We start from the raw sequence: 23,830 nt of genomic DNA on the forward strand, positions 1-23,830 counted from the left end.
CGTTATTAAAAATTAATGCTTAAAGTGTCTTACTCCTGTGAATACCATCGCGATACCGTATTCGTTCGCCATATCAATCGATTCTTGATCCCGTTTCGAACCTCCAGGCTGGATAATGGCACGAATGCCCGCTTTGCCTGCTGTTTCTACCGTGTCACTCATAGGGAAAAACGCGTCTGAAGCCATGACACAACCATCCGCTTTGTCTCCCGCTTGTTCGATGGCAATTTTTGCCGCTCCCACGCGATTCATTTGTCCAGCACCAATCCCAATCGTCTGATCTTCTTTTGCTAATACAATCGCGTTAGATTTCACGTGTTTAACTACTTTCCAAGCTAATTTAATTTGTTCCAATTCACGGTCAGACGGTTTTCGATCCGTCGGAATCGTCACTTCCACATCTTCATAGCTAAGCGTATCGGTCTCTTGCATAAGTGCTCCGCCAGACACAGTAGTAATTCGCTGTTCTGTCATCTGATTCGTCGCCAGATTCACCGTTAACAAACGAATATTTTTCTTTTGTGTTAACACTTCTAGCGCTTCATCAGAAAAACTAGGTGCAATGATTATTTCAAGGAAAATTTCTTTCATTTTCAAGGCTGTTTCTTCGTCCACTTCTTGATTCGTCGCGATAACTCCACCAAAAATCGACATTGGATCTGCTTCATATGCCTTCGTATAAGCATCGACCAAGGATTCTCCAAAACCAACGCCACAAGGATTCATATGTTTAATCGCAGCGACTACCGGTGAATGAAAGTCACGAATCACAGCCAACGCTGCATCCGCATCGTTGATGTTATTATAAGAAAGCTCTTTTCCGTGAAGCTGTTTCGCATGAGCAATCGACGTCGGATTTCCTAGTGGGCGCTCGTAGAAAGCAGCTAGCTGGTGAGGATTTTCTCCATAACGTAGCATTTGCTTTAAGTTATATGTAATCGTCATTTTTTCTGGTGCATCTTCCCCTACTTGTTTCGTTAAGTACTCTCCAATCAACGCATCATAGGCTGCCGTATGGCGAAATGCTTTAGCTGCAAGTTTTCGCTTTCGTTGGTTCGGTAATTCTCCGTCGAATTCTTTTAATTCTTGCAAAACTACATCATAATCTGCTGAATCGACAATGATTGCCACATCGTTGTGATTTTTTGCAGCAGATCGAATCATCGAAGGCCCACCAATATCAATGTTTTCAATGGCATCATCAAACGTAGAGTCTGGGTTTTCAATCGTTGACTGGAATGGATATAAATTGACGATAACAAAATCAATCAGACCAATCCCTTGTTGTTTCAAGGCAGACATATGCTCTTCGTTTTCTCGCACGCCAAGTAATCCACCGTGAATATTTGGGTGAAGCGTTTTAACTCGTCCATCCATCATTTCAGGAAATCCTGTCACGTCTTCAATCCCTATAACATCAACACCTGCTTTTTCTAACTCACGCTTCGTTCCTCCCGTAGAAATGACCTCCACACCCATGTCTACCAACTGCTGAACAAAAGGGACAATCCCCTGTTTATCTGACACACTTACTAACGCTCTTTTCTTCACTTAATTCACGCTCCTCTGCCATTGTGAAATCACATTTTGAATTGTTTTCGGATAAAGGATATGCTCTACTGCTTGAATTTTTCGCTGCACATCTTCTTTTGTATCCGTCTCTTCTATTCTAACAGGTTCTTGAGCAATAATTGGTCCTGTATCCATTCCGTCATCAACAAAATGAATCGTCACTCCAGATACTTTCACATTTGCTTCAAACGCTTGCCCAATCGCATCCAGTCCTGGAAAAGCAGGCAATAAAGAAGGGTGAATATTGATAATTCTTCCTTGAAATTCCCTTAACAAGGTTGGTCCAACAAGTCGCATGTATCCAGCTAATACGAGTAGCTCAATATCTCGTCGTTGAAGTTCCTTCAAGATTTCTTGCTCGAACAAAGCTTTGGACGAGTAATCCTTTGCTGTAAAAGAAAATACGTCTACGCGATGCTTTTCCGCTCGTTTTTCAACATACGCTCCGGGTTTATCACAAACAAGAAGTTCAACGGTTGCATCAATGTCTGAATCCATAATCGACTGAAAATTGCTGCCACTTCCTGATGCGAAAACTGCTATTTTCACCATCTTTTCAGCGCCCCTTTATAGCTAAGACCCTCGCCTTCCTTAACAATTCCTATTTCCACAGGAGATTCTCCAGATGAATTCAAGCCGTCCATGACATCAGCGACATTTTCTTTTTTCACGGCTAAAACTAGACCAATGCCCATGTTAAATGTTTCGAGTAGATCTTCTTCTGTTAATGTGCCTTTTTCTTTCAACCACTGGAATACATGTGGCACGTCCCAGGCGTCTAATTGTAATTCTGCGCCTAGACTTTCTGGTAACATACGTGGAACATTTTCCACTAACCCTCCACCTGTTATATGAGCCGCAGCTTGTATAAGATTCGTGCCTATAAAAGGTTGCAAAGCTTTTACATAAATTCTCGTTGGTGTCATCATCATGTCACCTAATGATTCTTCTTTATCGCCACTTACAACCACGTCTTTCCATGTGCATCCTGCATCATTGACAATTTTCCGAACGAGGGAAAATCCATTACTATGAACACCACTAGAAGGAAGGCCAATAAGGACATCTCCTTCTGATACTCTGGTCGCTCCCCAAAGCTCGCTTTTTTCAGCAGCACCGACAACAAATCCAGCTACATCATATTCCTTTTCATCATAGAGCCCTGGCATTTCTGCTGTTTCTCCACCGATCAATGCACAACCTGACTGACGGCAGCCTTCTGCTACACCCGATACAATTTGTTCAACTTGTACAGGATCATTTTTGCCAAGGGCTAAATAATCTAGGAAAAACAATGGTGATGCGCCTTGAACAATAATATCGTTGACACACATGGCTACTGCATCGATTCCAATCGAGTCATGTTTGTTCATTTCTTGGGCAATCATAAGTTTCGTTCCAACGCCATCCGTACCAGAAACAAGAACAGGCTCTTTTAAATTCAATTGAGATAAATCAAACATACCGCCGAAGCCACCGAGACCACCGATCACTTCTTTTCGTAAGGTCGATTCCACATGTTTTTTCATGCGACGGACACCTTCGTATCCTGCCTCAATATTCACGCCCGCAGATTCATATGCTTTAGCCACGTTATTTCCCCCCTAAAACTTTATCATAAGGATGATCTGTTTCTGGATAGATTTCAGTCGGGTACTGACCCGTGAAACAAGCCAAACACTGCCCGCAGTTTTCCATTTTATCAGAACGTCCTATACCTTCCATTAAGCCATCCACACTTAAATAGGATAACGAGTCCGCTCCCATTTCGTCACAAATTTCTTGCTGACTTTTGGTTGACGCAATAAGCTCACCTTTCGTGGACGTATCAATTCCATAAAAACAAGGGTTGATAATCGGTGGTGAACTGATACGAACATGCACTTCTTTCGCTCCTGCTTCACGAAGTAGTTTAACAATTCGCCTTGCTGTCGTTCCTCTTACGATGGAATCATCAATCATGACGACACGTTTTCCTTCTACAACACCTCGAACGGCGGAAAGCTTCATCTTTACCCCTTGTTCACGTAATGCTTGAGAAGGTTGAATGAAAGTACGTCCTACGTAGCGATTTTTGATTAACCCTAATTCATAAGGAATTCCCGTTTCTTCAGCAAAACCAATTGCTGCAGAAATACTCGAATCGGGCACACCGGTAACGACGTCAGCTTCGACAGGAAACTCTTTGGCTAACTGTTTGCCAAGATTTTTTCGAGCATAATGGACGTTGATTTCTTCCACGTTGCTATCTGGTCGAGCGAAATAAACATATTCCATGGAACAAATGGTTCTCTTTGTTGATGGAGAGAACTCTTCAATGTGAAGTCCTTCATCATCAATCGTAATTAACTCTCCTGGTTGAACTTCCCGAACAAATTCAGCACCTACAATATCAAACGCGCACGTCTCCGAAGAAACAACATAGGCATCTCCCATTTTTCCGATCGATAGAGGACGCAGTCCGTTCGGATCTAGGGCAACCATCATGAAATCTTCTACAAGGACAGCAAGAGCATAAGCCCCTTTCACCATCGTTAGTGCATTTTTCACAGAATCTCTTACGTCCGGGTAACCACTTCTCTTGATAAGATGAGCAATGACTTCTGTATCTGAAGTCGTTTGAAAAATACTGCCTTGATGTTCTAACTGGCGTTTCAACGCTGTCGCATTGACTATATTTCCATTATGAGCTAATGCTAGACTTCCTGTTTGTGAATTAAACTGCAGTGGCTGACAATTGATGAAGTCGCTATTACCAGCCGTCGTATATCGAACGTGACCGATCGCTCCGTTTCCTTTTAAACTATCGAGTATGTCAGGATTGAATACTTCATTAACGAGGCCCATCCCTTTATGAATTTTTAGTCTCTCCCGATCCGTCACAACAATACCAGCACCTTCTTGACCACGGTGCTGAAGGCTGTGTAATCCATAATAAGTGATGTGAGACGCTTCTTCGTGATTCCAAACTCCAAAAACGCCGCATTCTTCGTTTAATCCTTTGATTTCAGGTAACATGAAATAGCACCTCTCCAAGCATCCTCCATTGGCTGGACGCTTTCGTTAATTAGAAATTCACCTTTTTTATCTTTCACGATAATGTCCGCTGCCTTTGTTACCATTCCAATTGCTTTTGCGTCTGGAATGAGCTTCTCAAACTCTATCTGATCTTCTTTCTTAACAGTCAAAATATAGCGAGAAGGCGATTCACTAAAGAAACTTGCTAAAATATCGTTATCCTGTAACGTTATTTCTGCTCCAAACGATGTTCCAAATGCTTTTTCCGCTAGCGCTACAAGGAATCCGCCTTCTGATAAATCATGAGCTGACTGCACCGTACCTTGTTGAATTGCTGTGAGCACTCGCGTTTGTCTTGATTTTTCCAAAGCCAAGTCTATGAGAGGCGATGGTCCGAAAATCTTTCCTTCTGTAAGCTTTTGTAGCTCACTTCCTGAAAACTCCGGTTTCGCTTCGCCTAGTTGATAAATCACGTCTCCAGCTTGTTGGAACGACTGTTTCGTAATGTGGTCTAAGTGATGAATCAAACCAACCATCCCAATAACAGGTGTAGGATAAATCGCTCCTTTAGCTGTTTCATTGTATAATGACACGTTCCCACCAATAACTGGTGTGGACAGTTGTTCACACGCTTCACTTAACCCGTCTGTCGATCGTTCCAATTGCCAAAATATTTCTGGCTTCTCTGGGCTTCCGTAATTTAAACAATCGGTCACACCTAATGGTTCCGCACCAGAACACACCAAGTTTCTTGCCGCTTCTGCTACAGCAAGTTTCCCGCCCTCATATGGATCTAAATAGATATAACGAGAGTTACAGTCTGTTGTCATTGCTAGTGCTTTTTCTGTTTCGCGAATGCGGATGACGGCAGCATCGGACCCTGGAGCGACCACGGTGTTCGTTCGCACCATGTAATCGTATTGCTCATATACCCACTCTTTACTAGCAATCGTCGGTTGCTTGAGTAAATCGTTTAACGCTTTTGCGTAGTCCGTTATTTCTGGTCGATATTCTTTCATTTCCTGAAATTCACGGAAGTAAGCTGGTTCTTTTGATGGCTGGTGATAAACTGGCGCATCTTCGGCAAGTGCATCAACTGGGACATCTGCGACCGTTTCTCCTTGATGAACAAGTTTCAATCGGTGATCATCTGTCACTTTTCCGACCACTTTCGCTTCTAAGCCCCATTTTTCAAATAAATCAATGAATTCTTGCTCACTGCCTTTTTCCATCACAAGAAGCATTCTCTCTTGTGATTCTGACAGCATCATTTCGTAAGCAGTCATCGCTTTTTCTCGTTGCGGCACGTCATCTAAGTTCATTTCAATACCAGACCCTGCTTTACTTGCCATTTCTGCAGATGAAGATGTAAGACCTGCTGCTCCCATATCTTGAATGCCAACTAGTTTCGGATGTTTCGTCGCTTCAAGACAAGCTTCTACTAATAATTTTTCCATAAAAGGATCGCCAACTTGAACAGCTGGACGTTTCGCTTCTGACTTTTCACTTAACTCTTCTGAGGCAAATGTCGCTCCGTGAATTCCATCGCGACCTGTGCTCGCTCCCACATACATAACGGGGTTTCCAACACCTTTTGCCTGACCTTTTTGGATATCTTTATGATCTATTAGTCCAACACACATAGCGTTTACTAACGGATTGCCTTCGTAACAAGGGTCGAACTGCACCTCGCCACCGACCGTTGGAATCCCAATGCAATTGCCGTAACCTGCTATGCCTGCTACAACACCTTCAAAAATATATTTCACTCGTGGATTTTTCAATTCACCGAAACGAAGAGAGTTCAATAGTGCAACAGGACGAGCTCCCATGGAGAACACATCGCGAATAATCCCACCAACACCTGTCGCTGCTCCTTCGTATGGCTCGATCGCTGACGGATGATTATGACTTTCGATCTTAAAAACAACCGCCTGCTCATCTCCAATATCGATAATACCAGCCCCTTCACCAGGACCTTGCAATACTTTATCGCCCTTCGTTGGAAATTTTCCTAACAGGACTTTTGAATTTTTATAACTACAATGCTCTGACCACATCACGGAAAATAACCCTAGTTCCGTATAGTTTGGTTGACGCCCCAAAATGTCTTCGATCATTTGAAACTCCGAATCGCTGACACCCATTTCTTTATATATTTTCTCATCTTTAATCATCACAGGTGATGGTTCATGAAGTAATGGCATGTTGTTCCCTCCAATGCTTAACAATCGATTGAAAAAGTTTTAATCCATCTGCTGAACCTAAGAGTTCGTCCACAGCACGCTCAGGGTGAGGCATCATTCCGAGCACATTCCCTTTTTTGTTCGTAATTCCAGCAATATTTGCGATTGATCCATTAATATCTTCTTTGTACGTAAATACAATTTGATTGTTTGCTTGAAGATTCTTCAATGTTTCTTCGTCGCAATAATAGTTCCCATCTCCATGAGCAACAGGAATCGTGATCGACTCCCCTTCCTCATAGCTTTGAGTGAACATCGTATCCCCTTGTTTTACTTCAAGCTCGGTTTGCTTACAAATAAACGTTAGTTTAGAATTTCGTCGCATGGCGCCTGGTAGGAGTCCTGCCTCTAATAAAACTTGAAATCCGTTACATACACCTAGAATTGGTTTTCCCGCAGCAGCAGCTTCTTCCACTGCTTTCATGATTGGTGAAAACCTTGCAATCGCTCCTGACCGAAGATAATCTCCGTAACTAAATCCACCTGGAAGAAGAATCGCATCGAATCCTTCAAGGCTCGTTTCGTCATGCCACACGTAAGAGACGTCTTCACCAAGCTCATCTTTTATCGCATGAAACATATCTATGTCACAGTTGGAACCTGGAAATACGATGACGGCAAACTTCATGTGGAGACAACCTCCTCTATTTCATACGTATAATCTTCAATAACAGGATTCGCTAATAACTTGTCACACATTTCTTTCACTTGTCCATCAACCGAGTCTTTCGTTCCCTCTATACGAAGGTTCATTACTTTGCCGATACGAACATCTTCCACTCCAGCAAAGCCGAGGTGATGCAGCGACGTTTTCACCGCTGAACCTTGTGGATCTAATACGCCTTCTTTTAACGTTACATGTACCTTTACATCATAATTCATTATTATTGTCCCCCTAGTCTTGCAAAAATAGTTTCATATCCTTCTTGCAAATTACCTTGTCCGAATCGGAACAAGTCTTTATCAAACGATTCTCCTGTTTCTTTGTCCCAAAGGCGACACGTATCAGGCGATATTTCATCTGCTAATAATACATTTCCAGAAGCATCGCGGCCAAATTCTAATTTAAAGTCGATCAGCTGAACTCCGATGCGTTCAAAAAGTGGTATCAATTGCTCATTCACTTCTTTCGCTTTTTGTTTCAGCACAAGCACTTCTTCGTCTGTTGCTAACTGCATCGCACGAACATGCTCTTCATTCATGAGTGGATCACCCAGCTCATCGTCTTTATAGTAAAACTCTACTATTGGCTCAGAAAATGTTTGTCCTCGAGTCAATCCTAACCGCTTCACTAAGCTGCCAGCAGCGACATTTCTCACGACAACTTCAATTGGAATAATTGTCACTTTTCTGATCAGTTGCTCTGTCTCAGACAACCTCTCAATGAAATGGCTTTTGATGCCTTGTTTTGCTAGTGTAGAAAAAATAAGAGAACTGATTTCATTATTAAGACGTCCTTTACCTAGAAGGACGTCTTTTTTCTTTCCATCAAACGCCGTTGCATCGTCTTTGTACTCCACCCATAACACTTCTGGTTTTTCCGTTTCATAGATTCTTTTCGCTTTGCCCTCATATAAACATGCTTTTTTATCCACCAAAGCCGCCTCCTATTTATTCTCATCAGAATATTGGGAATTTTCCACATTCAGGAGGAGCGAACTTGCCGCCCCCTATGTACCTTTTACTTCTTTAAAGCTAATACGCAATTAAACTAATCCTAAACGGGTAAAAATCGTGTCTACATGTTTCAAATGATGATGATAGTCAAAACAATCATCCAACTCTTCTTTTGATAAATGAGTTGTAATTCGATCGTCCGCATCCACAAGCGTTCTGAACTGAACCGCTTGTTCCCATGCATCCATTGCTTTTGGTTGAACGAGGTCATATGCGTCTTCACGGGACATGCCTTTATCAATTAACGATAATAGAACACGCTGAGAGTAAATCAATCCATACGTTCGTGTCATGTTGCGTTTCATGTTATCAGGGAATACCGTTAAGTTTTTCACGATATTACCAAATCGATTCAACATATAATTTAGAGCGATCGTTGCATCTGGAATGATGATTCTTTCGGCCGAGGAGTGGGAAATATCTCGTTCATGCCATAACGCTACGTTTTCGTATGCTGTCAACATATGTCCGCGAATGACGCGAGCAAGACCAGTCATATTTTCAGAACCGATTGGGTTCCGTTTATGTGGCATAGCCGATGACCCTTTTTGCCCTTTCGCAAAAAATTCTTCTACTTCTCTTGTTTCGCTTTTTTGTAGGCCTCGAATTTCAACCGCCATTTTTTCAATAGATGATGCAATAAGGGAAATTGTTCCCATGTAATGAGCGTGGCGATCGCGCTGTAATGTTTGTGTTGAAATTGGTGACGCTTCAAGTCCTAATCCTTCACAGACGTGCTTCTCAATAGAAGGGTCAATATTCGCATATGTGCCAACAGCACCTGACAATTTACCTACTCTCACTGTTTCTGCTGCTTGACGGAATCTCTCCAAGTTTCGTTTCATTTCTTCGTACCAAAGTGCCAATTTCAACCCGAACGTTGTTGGTTCAGCATGAACACCGTGAGTACGTCCCATCATGACTGTAGTTTTATGCTCCATCGCCTTGTTTTTGAGAATCTCAATGAAATTTATTAAGTCATTCTCAAGAATTTCATTTGCTTGTTTTAATAAATACGATAAGGCCGTATCAACGACATCTGTGGAGGTGAGTCCGTAGTGAACCCACTTTCTTTCTTCCCCTAATGACTCAGAAACAGCGCGAGTAAACGCGACAACGTCGTGCCTTGTTTCCGCTTCTATTTCATGAATTCTCTCCACATCAAACGAAGCATTTTCACGAATTTTTTCCACATCTGCTTTTGGAATATCTCCAAGTTCAGCCCAGGCTTCACAAGCCACTATTTCTACTTCAAGCCACGCTTGAAATCGATTTTTTTCTGTCCAAATCGCTCCCATTTCTGGGCGCGTATAACGTTCAATCATGCTTCATCCTCCTCGGGGTTGTCCAGCTTCCAAATGGGTGACTGGTTAATTTCTTTTAATGTTTTCTCAAGATCGTCAGTTAAAAATGTGATATGCCCCATTTTTCGACCAGGTCGTGCCTCTTTCTTTCCGTATAGATGAACATGTCCAGTCGGTAAGTCAGACAAACCTTCCAATACCTCATCTACGTGTTCTCCTAAAATGTTCACCATAACAGCAGGTCTTAATAAATCGGTTTTACCTAATGGCCACCCACAGATGGCACGAATGTGTTGTTCAAACTGCGATGTTTCACAAGCATTTATCGTGTAGTGACCGGAATTGTGTGGTCTTGGTGCTAGTTCATTTACATAAACCATCTGATCATCCGTAACAAACATTTCTACAGCTAGTGTTCCTATAAGGTGGAACGATTCGGCTAAATGTTTCGCTATATCAATCGCTTGTTTTTCAATCTCATAAGGGATTCTAGCTGGCACGATCGATTGATGCAAAATGTTATTTACATGAATATTTTCTGCAACTGGAAATGTTGTCATTTCACCTGTACTGCTTCTCGTTACGACGACAGAAATTTCTTGATCAAAATCAACCCACGATTCGAGGACAAAAGGTCCTTTCCCTTCCATCTCTTTCCAAGCTTTTGCAATATCATTGTTCGTTCTTATTACTTGTTGCCCTTTGCCGTCATAACCACCTCGTGTTGTTTTCAGCACAGCTGGAAGTCCTAGCGCTTCACGGGCTTTTTGCAATTCATTGGCTGTTTCTAACGCTCGGTAACGAACTACAGGAACTTGAAATGATTTAATGGCTTGCTTTTCGTGAATACGATTTTGCGTTATTTCTAATAAATCACTTCCTTGAGGAAGATATACTTGTTTTTCTAACCACGTAGCAGTATTAGCATCAATATTCTCAAATTCATATGTCAGGACATCACAAAGTTCGACGAATTTCTTTGCCCCTTCTAAATCATCATATTCTGCTTCCACTTGGTTATCTGAAACTTGTCCACAAGGAGAATCAGGCGTTGGTTCAAGCACCGCCACTCGATACCCCATCTCACGAGCAGATAAAGCCATCATACGACCAAGTTGTCCACCGCCAAGAATTCCAATAGTTTTGCCTGGTGCAATCCACTCTTTTTTCATGTTAACTCCCCTTCTAACATCACTTCTTGTCGTTTTTTATCACGGCGAAGTTCTAACATTTGATGAATCTCTGTGTCATGAATAGATAGTTGCTGAGCTGCTAACAGTGCTGCGTTAATTGCTCCTGCTTTTCCAATCGCCACTGTAGCAACAGGTACACCCGCTGGCATTTGTACGATAGATAATAGGGAGTCCATCCCATCAAGTGCTTTTGATTGGACAGGAACTCCAATCACTGGAATCGTTGTTTTTGCTGCTACCATACCGGGTAAGTGGGCAGCTCCTCCTGCTCCTGCAATAATCACTTCTAAGCCTCGTCCTCTTGCTGTTTCAGCATACTCAAACATCAAGTCAGGCGTTCTATGAGCCGATACTACTTTTGTTTCAAAAGGAACTCCTAGTTCTTTTAATGTTTCTGCGGTATGTTTCATCGTTTCCCAATCAGATGTGGAACCCATGATGACTCCGACTTTCACTGTCATATAAAAAACCTCCTAAGTTTGGTTTCTACAAGAATAGCTTTGCATGCCGCTAAAACTGCCCTTACCGAGAAATAAACTCTCAACACCTTCCATTATACGTTTTTCTTTAGGTGATGTTAAATCACCGATTAATAAAACATATAAAAAACGTGTCTTATCGTCCATTTCAATGAGGGACAATAAGACACGTTTAGATGTTTACACATGTCAGAAAACCGCACATAAAAAAATGCGCAACAAAAAACTTGTCCTCTTGGTGTGTACATTTGTGTCCATCTCCCTCATAGTCCGCCGATTTACGGTCAGCAGGTAGAAACTTTCAGGCCAATTCCCGATATTATATGAGGTAACGTATTGTTTTGTTATGTCTATCATACCAATTTGGCTCGAATGAGTCAACTTTTTTCGAACATTTGATAGTTAATAATAAGCTATTGTTCGGAATTAGCTCCCATTACGTGTTTTCGCCCGGTAGACATTTGCTATCGTTTGTAAAAATGCTAATTATTGTATTTGAGGCTATGTGTTTTCTTTTCGAGGGGGGGGAGTAGTTTTAGGGCTCTAGGCGGTTGAGCGGTTGAAGGGGGGAGTGCGAAAATTGTTGGAATCTGTCGTAATTTGTTATAATGCACTTTCGTGATGTTATAATGCACTTCGGACGTTCTATAATGCACTTCTGCAACATTATAATGCACTTCGACGAATCTATAATGCACTTCGACGAACCTATAATGCACTTTCCTTCTCTGATGAGAAAAAAATGGAAAGAAGTAACCCGAATTGAGATGAATTGCTCGCTCGGGTTACTTCTAAAATGAAGTGGGTTATTCTTCTATCGGTTTCCCTTCAAAAACAATGCGTTGATAAGCGACTTCCACATCATTTTTCTTGCCACCTTTTACTTCTTTTAACACTGGCTCTTCCATTCGACGAACTGGTTGAAACCCTTCCTTTTGCATTCGTGAAAGGCACTGATCAATCGTCTCATTTTCTTCCACATAAAACCGCTGCTTCCTTTTTTTTGCTGCCATAAAATTATCGTTTCACTCCTTTGAGCCAGAAACCACCAAAAAATGCTTTTGTTTCGTGAGAGATAATAAAAGCTGATGGATCTAACACTTTCACTTGCTGATATAGTTTTCTTTCATATTTACGTGATGTTAAGATTTCCATCATTAAACGTTCGCCTTCGCGCCCATAAGCTACCCAGTTTGTCACACCGTATCCTTTATCTCTGAGACTATTTGGAATATCCGGTTCATACTCTTTTGTAATCACGTTAACAGTAATATACCCCAATGCAAGCTTTTCTTCAATCTTCATTCCGACCAAAACACCAATAGCATAACCGATCGCATAAGCAATTAAGTTTTCTATTCTATCTAAGTTTTCTAGGACAATTCCTAACCCGATAATATAAATTAGAATCTCTACCACACTAACACTAGCCGCTAAATAACGTTGCCCCTTCAACGTTAAGATCATCCTCACAGTAAAAAGCGTTACGTATACGATGTTAATGACTAAAATGATGATAACCATACCAACAGCGTAATCCATCATTGCTGACAACATCACCATACCCCCATAAATCTCAATTTACATCTAAAAACAATCATATACTTCTAAAATAATGATTTAAATCAATATATCTATGTATATATTCATTTATCATCTATTTCCTGCAATTTTAAATGCTTTTATATAAAATAGATAGTGTAAATTAAACAAAAATTCTCACAATAACTGACATGAGATTACAATTTCTAATTGTATGAATACTCTTGTGACCTTTCTTTCCATTTCTCGCTAGAACTTGTCCACAAGTTCTTAGCTAATCAAATTCTTTTCCGCTCTAAATTAATTCTTCCAAGCAAACTACACCAAAATAAAAAAGCCTGATGAGGTAGAACTTACTACCATCATCAGGCTTACTCTTATTTATTTTGTCTGAGTTACGATTATCTCTCCACTAGCTGCATCAACAGTTAACGAATCGATTTGCTCTGTTTCCATCATTAAGTCGACGATTCGATCTTCTACCTCTTCTTGAATTGTCCTTCTTAATGGACGAGCTCCGTATTTTGGATCGTAGCCCTTTTCAGCCAATACTTCAATCGCTGCATCTGTGAATGTTAACGTTATACCTTGCTCATCACTGTGTTCCATCACTTCTTCAAGCATTAATTTAGTAATTGCTTGAAGGTCATCTTTTGCTAATGCTTCAAATTGAACCACTCTGTCGATTCTATTCATGAATTCAGGTTTGAAATAAGCTTCTAAAGGTTTCGCATTCGTTGTCATGACGACAATCGTATCTTTGAAACTTACCGTCCTTCCATGACTATCTGTTAAACGCCCATCTTCAAGTACTTGTAGAAACATATGCTGCACGTCAGGGTGAGCTTTTTCCATCTCGTCTAACAATACAATCGAGTACGGTCGATGACGAACTTTCTCAGTTAACTGTCCCGCTTCTTCATGACCAATATAACCTGGAGGAGAACCAATTAATTTAGACACCGTATGTTTTTCCATAAATTCACTCATATCTAACCGTAACATTGCTTCTCGATCTCCGAACATTTCTTCAGCTAGTGCTCGAGTAAGCTCTGTTTTCCCTACACCAGTTTGTCCATGGAATAAAAAGGATGCAATCGGACGACCTTCTCTGCGAAAACCTGCTCGTCCTCGTCGAACCGCTTTTGCTACAGCTTCCACCGCTTGTTCTTGACCAACTACCCTTGATGCCAAGTGTTCTTGAAGGTGTTGAAGCTTTTCTTGTTCTGCTTGTTCTAACTTTTGTACTGGAATTCCTGTTTTTTGTTCAATAATGGCTTGAACATCACTTATTTGGACAACAAGTGCTTCGTTTGACGCCTGTTCTAGCCTTTCTTGTAATGTTAGTTCTTCTTGACGTAATTTGGCTGCTTGTTCATAGTTTTCTTTTTCTGCTGCATCTTGTTTCTCTTTTTCAATTGTTTTCAACCGCGCTTCAAGTTCATCTTTATTGCCAGTGCCTTCTCGAAGGTTGATCTTCGCACCGGCAATATCCAGTAAATCAATGGCCTTATCTGGCAAACGTCGATCTTGAATATAACGATGAGACAACCTCGCGCACGCTTCTAATACTTCCTCTGGATACGTCACTCCATGATATGCCTCGTATTTAGGTGCCAAACCTTTTAAAATCGCTACCATGTCTTCCACTTTTGGTTCCTTTACATCAACTGGTTCAAACCGTCGTTCTAGTGCCGCATCTTTTTCAATGATACGATATTCTTGGTAGGTTGTTGCTCCAATAACTTGGACTTGTCCGCCTGCAAGCGCTGGTTTTAAAATGTTTCCAGCATCCGTTGACCCTTCCGTTTTTCCTGCACCAACTAACTGGTGAATTTCATCAATAAATAATATGGTGTCAGGGCTCTGTTCCAATTCATCGACCAACTGCTTCATTTTTTCCTCAAATTGACCTCGATAGCTAGTTCCAGACAAAATGGACGCCACATCTAATGAGACAATGGCTTTTCCTTGTAGTTTTGCAGGAACGTCCCCTTCGTTGATTTTCAATGCGAGCCCTTCTACAATCGCTGTCTTACCGACACCAGGCTCACCTACTAAAACAGGGTTATTCTTATTCCTACGATTCAAAACCTCTGCAACGTGTTGAATTTCATCTTCTCGACCGATTACGGGGTCGATCAACCCTTTTTTCGCTTGCTCTGTCAAATCTCTACCATACGTTTCCAAAACACCTTTTTGTTGTTCTTGCTGCGTCTGAGGTTGCTGTCCCCCATTTGAGTTTTGATTTGTAGAGGAAAATGACGTTGTCTTTCCTTGACCTTGGTTTGCTTGGTTTGCATGTTGGGATAACTCTTCATAGCAAGTAGAACATAGTTCCGCTGATTGCTCTTGTCCGTTGACATTTACTCTCCAAAAAATGGTTGCTTCCTTCTGCTGACAATGTTGACACGTTCTCATATCATATCTCCTCCTTCATCAAAGTTTGACTTTGACTATCTTTGACTATTAGTTAATCTCATTATAAAACGAAGGTCAGGAAAGGTCAACAATTAGTTTAACCTTTTTTGACCTTTGTATTCTTTTTGTCTAAAACAACGTTTCAAATCGACCATTTAGGGCATTTTTTCCAAAAGTTACGCTAAGAGATAGAAGCGGTTATGATCGATTCGAGATTTTTAAATACTTTTCCTATTATTTCTAAGAATTAAAGTAAAGTAAACTTGACATTAAGTTAAGTTTACTTTACTATAAGTAAAGAACACTTTACTAAGGAGGTGTGAAAAATGGTAGTAATCAACGGCTCTTTATCTAATCGAATAAATGTATTGAGGGCTGAACGAAATATGACACAAAAAGACTTAGCCGAAAAAATTGGCGTGAGTAGACAAACAATTATTTCAATTGAAAAGGGAAAATATACGCCATCATTAACATTAGGCTTTGAAATTGCCAATGCGTTTGAATTGGAAATAACTGATGTGTTTCAGTATAAAAAAATGAAAGAGGAGTGATCTTCATGGAGATGTTAATCAATGTAACAAACGGTATAACAGTCGTCGCATTTTTTGCATTTTTAGTTTTAATTTTTTTAGTAAGGAGAGAAGGAAAAGACGAAAGAACACAATATATGGGATATAAATTGTTTAGGTTTCTATTTACTTTTTTATTGGGAGGATTAGCTTTAATTATATTTATCACAGGAGGACAAACGGTAGATTATACTTTACTTCGAGTTAGCCTTACGAGCTTGATGTCATTAACCATTTTAGTCGGTCTTGGCTACTGGCTCTATATAAGCAAAAAAGTTTAGTGAGGGATTGTTCTTCATGATTTTATATTAAAAAGTCGCACAAAAATGATAGGCCCTCCAATTGTTAGAGACAATCTACAATGGGAAGGCCTTTTGCATGCCTAGTTAATTATTTTCAAAAAACAGAAATGTTTCGTTTTCACCTGATCTTTTCCTTTATTTATTCGTTTTTGAACCTTGTTTTACAAACATCAATTGATTACCTTCACTAGGGCAACTTGTCCCTTTGTCACAATGTTTATTTAATTCACAAGCTGCACACTTCCCTTGTTTACTTCTAGAAATAAATGTATACAAGCTATAACCTGCATAGAGAAATATGATACTTGCAATGATCCAACTAACCATAAAAAACGCCTCCGCCCTTGTTATCCTGCAAACCAAATTGTTCCTACTTGGTAGATGAGAAATGATAATCCATAAGCCAAGATAAACGCGTATGCCATACTAAATAAAGTGAGTTTCATAGAATCGGTTTCTTTTTTGATAACGGCAACTGTTGCAAGACATGGCACATAAATTAAAATAAATACCATAAAGCTATATGCAGCAATAGGAGTAAACGCCTCTGATAAAGCCAAATGCATCGATGCTTCCGGTACAACATATAAGATTGCCATCGTTGCTACGACTATTTCTTTCGCTAGAAATCCAGTGATTAGCGCAGCTGACGCTTGCCATGTTCCAAAACCGAGAGGGGCGAACAATGGACTAAACCATCCTCCAATCGCTGCTAGAAAGCTATCGTTCATTTCAACGCCGATTCCTCCAGGACCAGTGTATGTTAACAACCAAATGATTACCGAACCGGCAAAAATATACGTTCCTGCTTTTCGTAAAAACCCTTTCCCTTTTTCCCACGTACTTCTCCATAACGTTAAAGGTTGTGGGATTCGATAAGGTGGAAGTTCCATAATAAAAAATGATTCTTCTGATTTCAACATACTTTTTGATAATAGTTTTGCCATCAGTAACGCAAGAACGACGCCTAAAATATATAGAGAAAGAACAACAAATGCTTGTTGCTGTGCAAAAAATGCACCGGCAAACAATGCATAAACAGGAAGCCTTGCCGAACAAGACATCAGTGGAGTCAACAAAATCGTAATTAATCTCTCGCGTGGTTGTTCAATTGTTCGTGCCGCCATGACCCCAGGAACATTGCAACCGAACCCAATAATCATAGGAATAAATGCCTTACCATTTAAGCCCATCACTTGCATGAGGCGATCCATAACAGTCGCAACTCTAGCCATATATCCTGAATCTTCAAGAAGAGAAATAAAAAAGAACAAGATAAAAATTTGGGGCACAAATACGAGTACTCCTCCAACTCCAGCGACGATCCCATCTAAAATCATTGATTCTAAAAACGCCGAAGCACCAATGAACGTTAACCCCGCTTCCAATCCGGTTGTAATAGGCCCTGAAATAACACCTTCTAGCAAATCTGAAATTGGGAAACCAAGCCAATTAAATGTCAACATAAACATCAAATACATGAGAGCAATAAATGTAGGAATTCCTAAAACAGGGTGAGTCACAAACTTATCAATTTTTTCCGTCGAGGATTTCTCTCCTGATTGTTGATCGTTTACAACTTCAGCTATTAAGTTATGAATATACTTCTCGCGTCCTTGACGGATCAATCGCCGAAGTTGTTCCTCAGTAATATTTTCCCTCGTCATATGCTCGTTTACTATTTCATTCATTGTTTCGTCGTTCATATACTTTTGAATTTCTGCCTTTACTACTGGATTATCATCAATGTATTGTATTGCGGCCCACCGTTTATTTATTGGCAAGTCTAATGGTAATATTCCTTCTAATTTTTGAATAAGTGCTTCTAAAGGTTTTGCGTATAAAATAACTTGCCCATGTTCCTGTTGTTTCTTTATGTTTATTAAATCAGCTTCTAACTCATCAATTCCTTGCTTTTTTCTAGCAACAATCGATCTTACTGGTACTTGAAGAAAATTAGCCATTTTTTCTACATCAATTTTAATGCCTCTCGTTTGAGCGACGTCTGCCATATTTAGTCCCACTATAAATGGGCAACCAAATTCAAGAAGTTGGATCGTTAAGTGTAAACTTCGATTTAACTGAGACGCATCTACAATATTAATAAGGGAATCAAAATTACCTTCTATTAAAAATGTCGAAACGACTGTTTCATCTTTTGAAACTGGGTTCAAAGAATAAACGCCCGGTAAATCGACTAGTTCGCCTCCTTTTCTAAGGTTACCGACTTTTTTATCAACTGTAACACCGCTCCAATTCCCTACATATTCATACGAATCGGTTAATGCATTAAATAGTGATGTTTTACCTGTGTTTGGATTTCCAAGGAGCGCAATCATATGACTGACTCCTGGCAAACTTCAATCGACATAGCATCTTTTTTTCTAATACTAATGCATTGATTCTCACATTGAATGAAGCAAGGTCCTCCGAAAGGTAATTTGTTTTGAACACACACTTCTGCACAGTCATCGATACCAAGTTGAGTCAATCGCTTTTGAATCATACGCGAACAACCTGACATATCAACAATTGTTGCTTTATCCCCTACTGCTAACTCTGTAAGTTTCATCGTCATCGCTCCCTCAATAAAGAACTTCAAATGATATTCGTTCTCAATTACTAGTATACAATGAGAACCAGTATCATTTATTCCTTTTGTACGATTGTTCACATAAAGTCCATTTTTGAAGCTATTTTACGTCGATTGAATCTCTTTATGAGCGATAACTTCTTAGCGCTTGCTCTTCAATTGGAATTCGAATGAAAAAGAGGAGAGCTCCGTTTAAAATCGTGAAGCAAATTGCTGTTGCATATGCTTGAAAAATCAAGGGTAACAGAAGGATTTCCAAACTTACGATCACATAATTCGGATGTCGTATTTTTCCGGAATATATTCCTTTCTTTACTAGTCTTTCACCAGGCAACACTAATACTTTTGTATTCCAGAACCTCCCTAATGATTGAATGACCCAAATCCGACATCCTTGTAATAGAATAAATCCGACCGTCAATAATCCCCAAAGAGGATGTAGCTCTTTTACTCCGAGATGCCATTCGATAAATAGCGATAGGAAAAAGCTTGCATGAAGCAAAACAATCCACTTGTAATGACTTCGCCCAAATTCCATCGCCCCTTTTGCTTTCATCCACCGTTCGTTTCGCTTCGCGTAAAAAAGCTCCACACCTCTTTGAAAAATGATCATTGTCCAAAGCACCCAAAACAACATTAACTAATATCCCTCCATTCTAATAGAAGAAGTTCAGAAGAGAATCCTGGTCCAAGTGCGGTTGCTAATCCCATATCCCCATGATTAAATGGTTTTTCCATAAACTCTTTCAACACGTAAAGCAGGGTAGGAGATGACATGTTGCCATGATTAGACAAGATTTTTCTCGGAACTTCTGTCATGCTCTCGGAAAAATTTAACGCTTGTTCATATGCGGTAAGTACCTTTTTCCCACCAGGGTGGGCAACAAATGCCTGAATATCCTTGACATTTACCGACATCCCTTTAAGAAATCCGTCCACGTTAGGTTTCAACCACTTCTCAACGACATTAGGGATATCTCTAGAAAAAATAACGTGTAGGCCATCCTCCTGAAGATCCCATCCCATAATGTCTTCCGAATCTTCCATAAATGTAGACTGGACTTCTTTAATATATGGACGATTTGTCCCATTTGTATGTTGATGAAATTCCATTTGGTCTCCGGTAATCAACGCACACGCAACCCCGTCCCCAAAAAGCGACGTACCGACAATATTACTTTTTGAGCGATCATCTCTCGTGAAAGTGAGACTGCAAAATTCAATACAGAGCACAAGTACTTTTGCATGAGGATAGGCTTTACAATAATCATAAGCCCGACTTAATCCTGCTGCCCCGCCAGCACACCCCAACCCCCAAAGAGGCATCCGTTTTACATGAGGAGAAAAAGAAAGCTCGTTCATAATTTTTGCATCAATCGTTGGTGTTGATATTCCCGAACTCGACACACAGATGAGCGCATCTACATCTTTTAAATCCACATCTACATGTTTTTTGGCATCTTCTATACATGACTTCACTGCATTTACACCTAGTTTTACTGCTGATTTCACATAGAGAGCGTTTTTCTCTGCAAACGTATGAGCTTCAACATACCAAGACTTTGGTGCCATGAATTGCCGATTTACGATTTCACTATGATCAAACACGCTGATCAATCGATCGACATGAGGAGTGGATGGTGAAAATAAATGGTAAATTAACTCTTTTGTTTCTTGTTGCGTCATATGATACGGAGGCATTTCTGTACTTACTGAAACAATCGCTGGCAATAGAATCCCTCCTATTCGCATATCTTTCCGTTATCATGTCCCGAACAAGAAGAGTTTATGCTATCTTTTTCCATATTTTTAAAATACATCTTGTCATGCTATTCTCTTCCTTCTTTTTTAAACAAAGAAGATTGAACAATCACGCAAATGTAATAAATTTAGCGAAATTTAAATAGATAAAATGAGTACGCTTTACATAGAAAAGAGATTGATTCATCGTGGGGGATGACGTCACTTACATTTCATCAAAATCGTGTTTTTTCAAACGAAGATGGGGAAAAATTAGTATTAGTAACAGAGCATTTTTTAGTCTCGTCTTTTTTTAAAGCGAGAAACAAAGGCATTTCCAGCTTCCCAGAAGCGCCACGGATAATCTTTTGCTTCCCCACTATTTTCTATTCCAATTCGAGGACCGACTCTTATATTTTCTGGCGTTTTTCCTTCCGCAATAAAAAGGGGAGGTTTATCCAAAGGTCGTCCATAATCATCTTTTACAATACCGAGTGCTTTCGTTAGCTTCCCCGGACCATTCGTCAGATCCTCGATTTTATTCACTTTTGGTCGCCGTTCCCACATTAAATCGATCCCTACATAAGGCTCAACTGCCCGAATGAGTATCGCCTCGGGACTAGATTCACTGCCACTGACGACATTGACGAGACAATGGGTGTGCATGACGTACGTATAAGTGAAACCTGGCGGGCCAAACATCACTTCCGTTCTCTTCGTACGCCGATTATTAAAGCTATGTGCCGCACGATCGTTTGGCCCAATATAAGCTTCTGTTTCAACAATCCATCCAGCAGTGATACCTTCGTTTGTTTCTTTTACTAGTAATTTCCCTATGAGAGCCTGAGCTAATTCAAGCGTAGTTTTTTGAAAAAACAGAGGTTCTAATTGCTTCAAATTGATAGTCAAACACTCCTTTTTAAAATTGTTTATGTGGAATTTAGATCAAACTTGTTGGGTGTCGCAATAGTTACGCTATGAGTATGAACAGCGTAACGATGTGTTCGAACAGCTTGTCTATGTGCACATAGGAACTCGAACTTCCGTCTTTTAAAACTTACGTATATTTTGTGTTCTTCACATGTATCCACGGACGATCATTTTCCCAATGTAAACGGAGTAGCACTGGAGTATTCATCTACATTGTCTCTCCTCATCTATGACCGATTGTGAATTTATTTTATCATAGATAAAAGAATATGAACTTCCTTAGAGAATAGTTCGGACTATAGTTCACCGTAGTTAGCGAAAACGTAAGAGATCCCCATATATAATTTTATCTGAATAAAACATTTCCCAATCTGCCCGCTCACGTATCGGATCACATAAACCTATTGACGTTTCCGTTTCAAGTTCTGCATCATAGCACGTTTCCCCGGAGTATACGAATTCGTCTGTTACAACTGTTCCATCAGTTAATGCAACAAACGATTCTCTTTCTGTAGAAAACAGATCTGTTCCGAACATCCCTTCCGGAGATTCAGGTAACCCGAGTAAATTTAACAGTGTAGGTTTGATGTCCACTTTCCCACCAACTGTTGGACGTATTTCTCCTTCTTGACCAGGAATATGGATGATGAGGGGAACACGATTTAAGAGAACATTCTCAAATTCATTAATGTCCTTATTATTTAAGAATTCCCCCATTGCCTTGTTGTGACTTTCAGCAATACCGAAATGATCCCCATAAAGGACAAAGATTGTATTTTCATACAAACCTGCCTCTTTCATGGCTTCAAAATATAAGCGAACCGCTTCGTCCGTATACCTCACTGTTGGAAAATATCGATTTAATACATTACTTGAAGACGTGTAGGGATCGATAAAGTGATCTTCTTCATCTAATTCATATGGAAAATGATTCGTTAACGTTAACAAAGTAGCGTAGAACGGTTCAGGGAATTCTTGTAGATAATTCATCGACTGATGAAAGAAATCTACGTCTTTCAATCCCCAACCAACGCTGTTTGTTTCATCAATTGTATAGGAGCTTTCCGAATAATAATCTTCATATCCCAAAGCGTCATACATCATTTCTCGATTGTAAAAAGTACGATCATTTGCATGCAAAGAAGCTGTATAATAACCTTGATGGCGAAGAATTTCAGGCAATGCCATATATTCGTTTCCACTGTGCGTATGAAAAACTGCGCCTCTTCCTAATGGATACAGAGAAGTATTCACTAAGAACTCTGCATCAGACGTTTTTCCTTGTGCAGTCTGGTCATAGAAATTAGGGAAATAGTAACTTTCTTCGATTAGCCTGTTCAAAAAAGGTGTTATTTCTTTCCCATCAATCGTTTCATCAATAACAAAGCTTTCCACCGATTCCATTGAGATGACAACGACATTTTTTTGATTAGCTAATTTATGGAAAATTTCATTTGGAAGTTTACGATGACGCATCAGGTGCTCAGAAATTTCGTTCCAAGCATCCTCTTCCCTTAAAATCGATTTAGCTTCCGTTCGTGTATGAATGAAAGCATCATAAACGTAAAAGTTATATAAACCATACCGTTGAATCAACCACTCACGATCAAACGTGTACCGCTTCGTTTCTATGTTGTGTGGTTTTTCTAATTGAGCAAGTCCGATAATGACCAACGCTAGTAAAATTGCAGTTGCAAATAGAACTTTGTTTTCTTTGCATGTCATTTGAGTGACGGTTAACCAGTTGCGTTTCTTCCAGAGTAGTATTGCGAATACTATGATGTCCACAAAGAACAACACATCATACCAACGAATTAATTCAAAAATACTGCTCGTTAAATCTCCTGCATTCCCGCTCATGACGAGCATCGGAAGTGTAATAATATCAGTGAACTCTCTAAAGTACACAGCATTGCTATACAAAATCATTGTCATAAAGACAGAAAGTATGAATAAATACCACCGTTGAAACGTTTCCTTAAAAACTAATCCAATGGCAAAAGCAATGAGCATAAATGATAATGGATTAATCATAAAAATTATTTTTTGAAATACAGTTACAGGATTTACGTGAAAAATAATAGTAGATACCATCACCGTTTTTAGCCATAGAGTCATAAAACAGAGAAATAAAAAGCGATGATTTCGAACGAAGTTTCTCATGAATTTCTGCACCTCATCACTTGAGAATAACGTTTTGTTCATTCCACTTCCTACTATTCCCATATTTATTTACTCTTC

General features: G+C 39.9%; 23 protein-coding genes and 1 riboswitch. Of the genes, 2 read left to right on the top strand and 21 right to left on the bottom strand.

Features of this window, described 5'->3' with window-relative positions; genetic code table 11:
- Window positions 1-12: 12 nt before the first annotated feature.
- From purH to QDN89_RS11970, 14 genes are all read right to left on the bottom strand, one after another.
- Window positions 13-1,551 carry a bifunctional phosphoribosylaminoimidazolecarboxamide formyltransferase/IMP cyclohydrolase gene (purH, locus tag QDN89_RS11905; RefSeq protein ID WP_280770360.1) on the bottom strand — a complete coding sequence of 513 codons (1,539 nt, stop codon included), beginning with the start codon at window positions 1,549-1,551 and terminating at the stop codon, window positions 13-15.
- Window positions 1,552-2,124 (bottom strand): phosphoribosylglycinamide formyltransferase, encoded by a 573-nt coding sequence (gene purN, locus QDN89_RS11910; protein WP_280770361.1) that lies wholly within the window; start codon window positions 2,122-2,124, stop codon window positions 1,552-1,554.
- Window positions 2,118-3,164, bottom strand: a complete 1,047-nt coding sequence (gene purM, locus QDN89_RS11915; protein WP_280770362.1) for a phosphoribosylformylglycinamidine cyclo-ligase — start codon at window positions 3,162-3,164, stop codon at window positions 2,118-2,120. The genes purN and purM overlap by 7 nt, the downstream gene beginning before the upstream one ends.
- A 1-nt stretch (window position 3,165) precedes the next feature.
- A complete protein-coding gene (purF, locus tag QDN89_RS11920; RefSeq protein ID WP_280770363.1) occupies window positions 3,166-4,590 on the bottom strand; it encodes an amidophosphoribosyltransferase in 1,425 nt (474 codons plus the stop codon).
- Window positions 4,566-6,797, bottom strand: coding sequence for a phosphoribosylformylglycinamidine synthase subunit PurL (gene purL, locus QDN89_RS11925; RefSeq protein ID WP_280770364.1), 2,232 nt, complete (start codon window positions 6,795-6,797; stop codon window positions 4,566-4,568). The genes purF and purL overlap by 25 nt, the downstream gene beginning before the upstream one ends.
- Window positions 6,781-7,464: a phosphoribosylformylglycinamidine synthase subunit PurQ gene (purQ, locus tag QDN89_RS11930; protein WP_280770365.1), complete on the bottom strand. Its 684-nt coding sequence runs from the start codon at window positions 7,462-7,464 to the stop codon at window positions 6,781-6,783. Before purQ ends, purL begins: the two co-directional genes overlap by 17 nt.
- A complete protein-coding gene (gene purS, locus QDN89_RS11935) occupies window positions 7,461-7,718 on the bottom strand; it encodes a phosphoribosylformylglycinamidine synthase subunit PurS (protein WP_280770366.1) in 258 nt (85 codons plus the stop codon). The genes purQ and purS overlap by 4 nt, the downstream gene beginning before the upstream one ends.
- A gap of 2 nt (window positions 7,719-7,720) precedes the next feature.
- Complete coding sequence (purC, locus tag QDN89_RS11940) at window positions 7,721-8,431, bottom strand: phosphoribosylaminoimidazolesuccinocarboxamide synthase (RefSeq protein WP_280770367.1); 711 nt, start codon at window positions 8,429-8,431, stop codon at window positions 7,721-7,723.
- Between the two features lie 111 nt (window positions 8,432-8,542).
- Window positions 8,543-9,838, bottom strand: coding sequence for an adenylosuccinate lyase (purB, locus tag QDN89_RS11945; protein WP_280770368.1), 1,296 nt, complete (start codon window positions 9,836-9,838; stop codon window positions 8,543-8,545).
- The gene (gene purK / locus QDN89_RS11950; RefSeq protein WP_280770369.1) at window positions 9,835-10,989 is read right to left on the bottom strand and encodes a 5-(carboxyamino)imidazole ribonucleotide synthase; all 1,155 of its coding nucleotides are present in this window, start codon (window positions 10,987-10,989) and stop codon (window positions 9,835-9,837) included. The genes purB and purK overlap by 4 nt, the downstream gene beginning before the upstream one ends.
- Window positions 10,986-11,471: a 5-(carboxyamino)imidazole ribonucleotide mutase gene (purE, locus tag QDN89_RS11955; RefSeq protein WP_280770370.1), complete on the bottom strand. Its 486-nt coding sequence runs from the start codon at window positions 11,469-11,471 to the stop codon at window positions 10,986-10,988. Before purE ends, purK begins: the two co-directional genes overlap by 4 nt.
- Before the next feature lie 264 nt (window positions 11,472-11,735).
- Window positions 11,736-11,836, bottom strand: a riboswitch (purine riboswitch).
- A gap of 459 nt (window positions 11,837-12,295) precedes the next feature.
- On the bottom strand, window positions 12,296-12,502 hold the full coding sequence (locus tag QDN89_RS11960) for an NETI motif-containing protein (RefSeq protein WP_280770371.1): 207 nt from the start codon (window positions 12,500-12,502) through the stop codon (window positions 12,296-12,298).
- A 4-nt stretch (window positions 12,503-12,506) separates the two neighbouring features.
- Window positions 12,507-13,046, bottom strand: a complete 540-nt coding sequence (locus QDN89_RS11965; protein WP_280770372.1) for a DUF2179 domain-containing protein — start codon at window positions 13,044-13,046, stop codon at window positions 12,507-12,509.
- Window positions 13,047-13,412: 366 nt separating this feature from the next.
- Window positions 13,413-15,452, bottom strand: coding sequence for an ATP-dependent Clp protease ATP-binding subunit (locus tag QDN89_RS11970; RefSeq protein ID WP_280770373.1), 2,040 nt, complete (start codon window positions 15,450-15,452; stop codon window positions 13,413-13,415).
- A 326-nt stretch (window positions 15,453-15,778) separates the two neighbouring features.
- Here QDN89_RS11970 and QDN89_RS11975 point away from each other — a divergent pair, with 326 nt between their 5' ends.
- Window positions 15,779-16,006, top strand: a complete 228-nt coding sequence (locus QDN89_RS11975; protein WP_280770374.1) for a helix-turn-helix transcriptional regulator — start codon at window positions 15,779-15,781, stop codon at window positions 16,004-16,006.
- Between the two features lie 5 nt (window positions 16,007-16,011).
- Entirely contained in the window at window positions 16,012-16,305 is a 294-nt protein-coding gene (locus QDN89_RS11980) for a hypothetical protein (protein ID WP_280770375.1), read from the top strand.
- A 156-nt stretch (window positions 16,306-16,461) separates the two neighbouring features.
- On the opposite strand, the gene QDN89_RS11985 is transcribed toward QDN89_RS11980, so the two are convergent.
- The 7 genes from QDN89_RS11985 to QDN89_RS12015 all read right to left on the bottom strand — a co-directional run bounded on the left by QDN89_RS11985 (window position 16,462) and on the right by QDN89_RS12015 (window position 23,815).
- A complete protein-coding gene (locus QDN89_RS11985; protein WP_280770376.1) occupies window positions 16,462-16,653 on the bottom strand; it encodes a FeoB-associated Cys-rich membrane protein in 192 nt (63 codons plus the stop codon).
- Between the two features lie 20 nt (window positions 16,654-16,673).
- Complete coding sequence (gene feoB / locus QDN89_RS11990; protein ID WP_280770377.1) at window positions 16,674-18,665, bottom strand: ferrous iron transport protein B; 1,992 nt, start codon at window positions 18,663-18,665, stop codon at window positions 16,674-16,676.
- Window positions 18,662-18,898, bottom strand: coding sequence for a FeoA family protein (locus QDN89_RS11995; RefSeq protein ID WP_280770378.1), 237 nt, complete (start codon window positions 18,896-18,898; stop codon window positions 18,662-18,664). Before QDN89_RS11995 ends, feoB begins: the two co-directional genes overlap by 4 nt.
- 145 nt (window positions 18,899-19,043) lie before the next feature.
- Entirely contained in the window at window positions 19,044-19,556 is a 513-nt protein-coding gene (locus QDN89_RS12000) for an isoprenylcysteine carboxyl methyltransferase family protein (protein WP_280770379.1), read from the bottom strand.
- Entirely contained in the window at window positions 19,556-20,650 is a 1,095-nt protein-coding gene (locus QDN89_RS12005; protein ID WP_280770380.1) for a type III polyketide synthase, read from the bottom strand. Before QDN89_RS12005 ends, QDN89_RS12000 begins: the two co-directional genes overlap by 1 nt.
- Window positions 20,651-20,956: 306 nt before the next feature.
- Window positions 20,957-21,556, bottom strand: coding sequence for a DNA-3-methyladenine glycosylase (locus QDN89_RS12010; protein WP_280770381.1), 600 nt, complete (start codon window positions 21,554-21,556; stop codon window positions 20,957-20,959).
- Window positions 21,557-21,901: 345 nt separating this feature from the next.
- Window positions 21,902-23,815 carry an LTA synthase family protein gene (locus QDN89_RS12015; protein ID WP_280770382.1) on the bottom strand — a complete coding sequence of 638 codons (1,914 nt, stop codon included), beginning with the start codon at window positions 23,813-23,815 and terminating at the stop codon, window positions 21,902-21,904.
- Window positions 23,816-23,830 lie beyond the last annotated feature (15 nt).

It is taken from the genome of Salipaludibacillus daqingensis (genome assembly GCF_029891575.1).
Classification (GTDB): domain Bacteria; phylum Bacillota; class Bacilli; order Bacillales; family Salisediminibacteriaceae; genus Salipaludibacillus; species Salipaludibacillus daqingensis.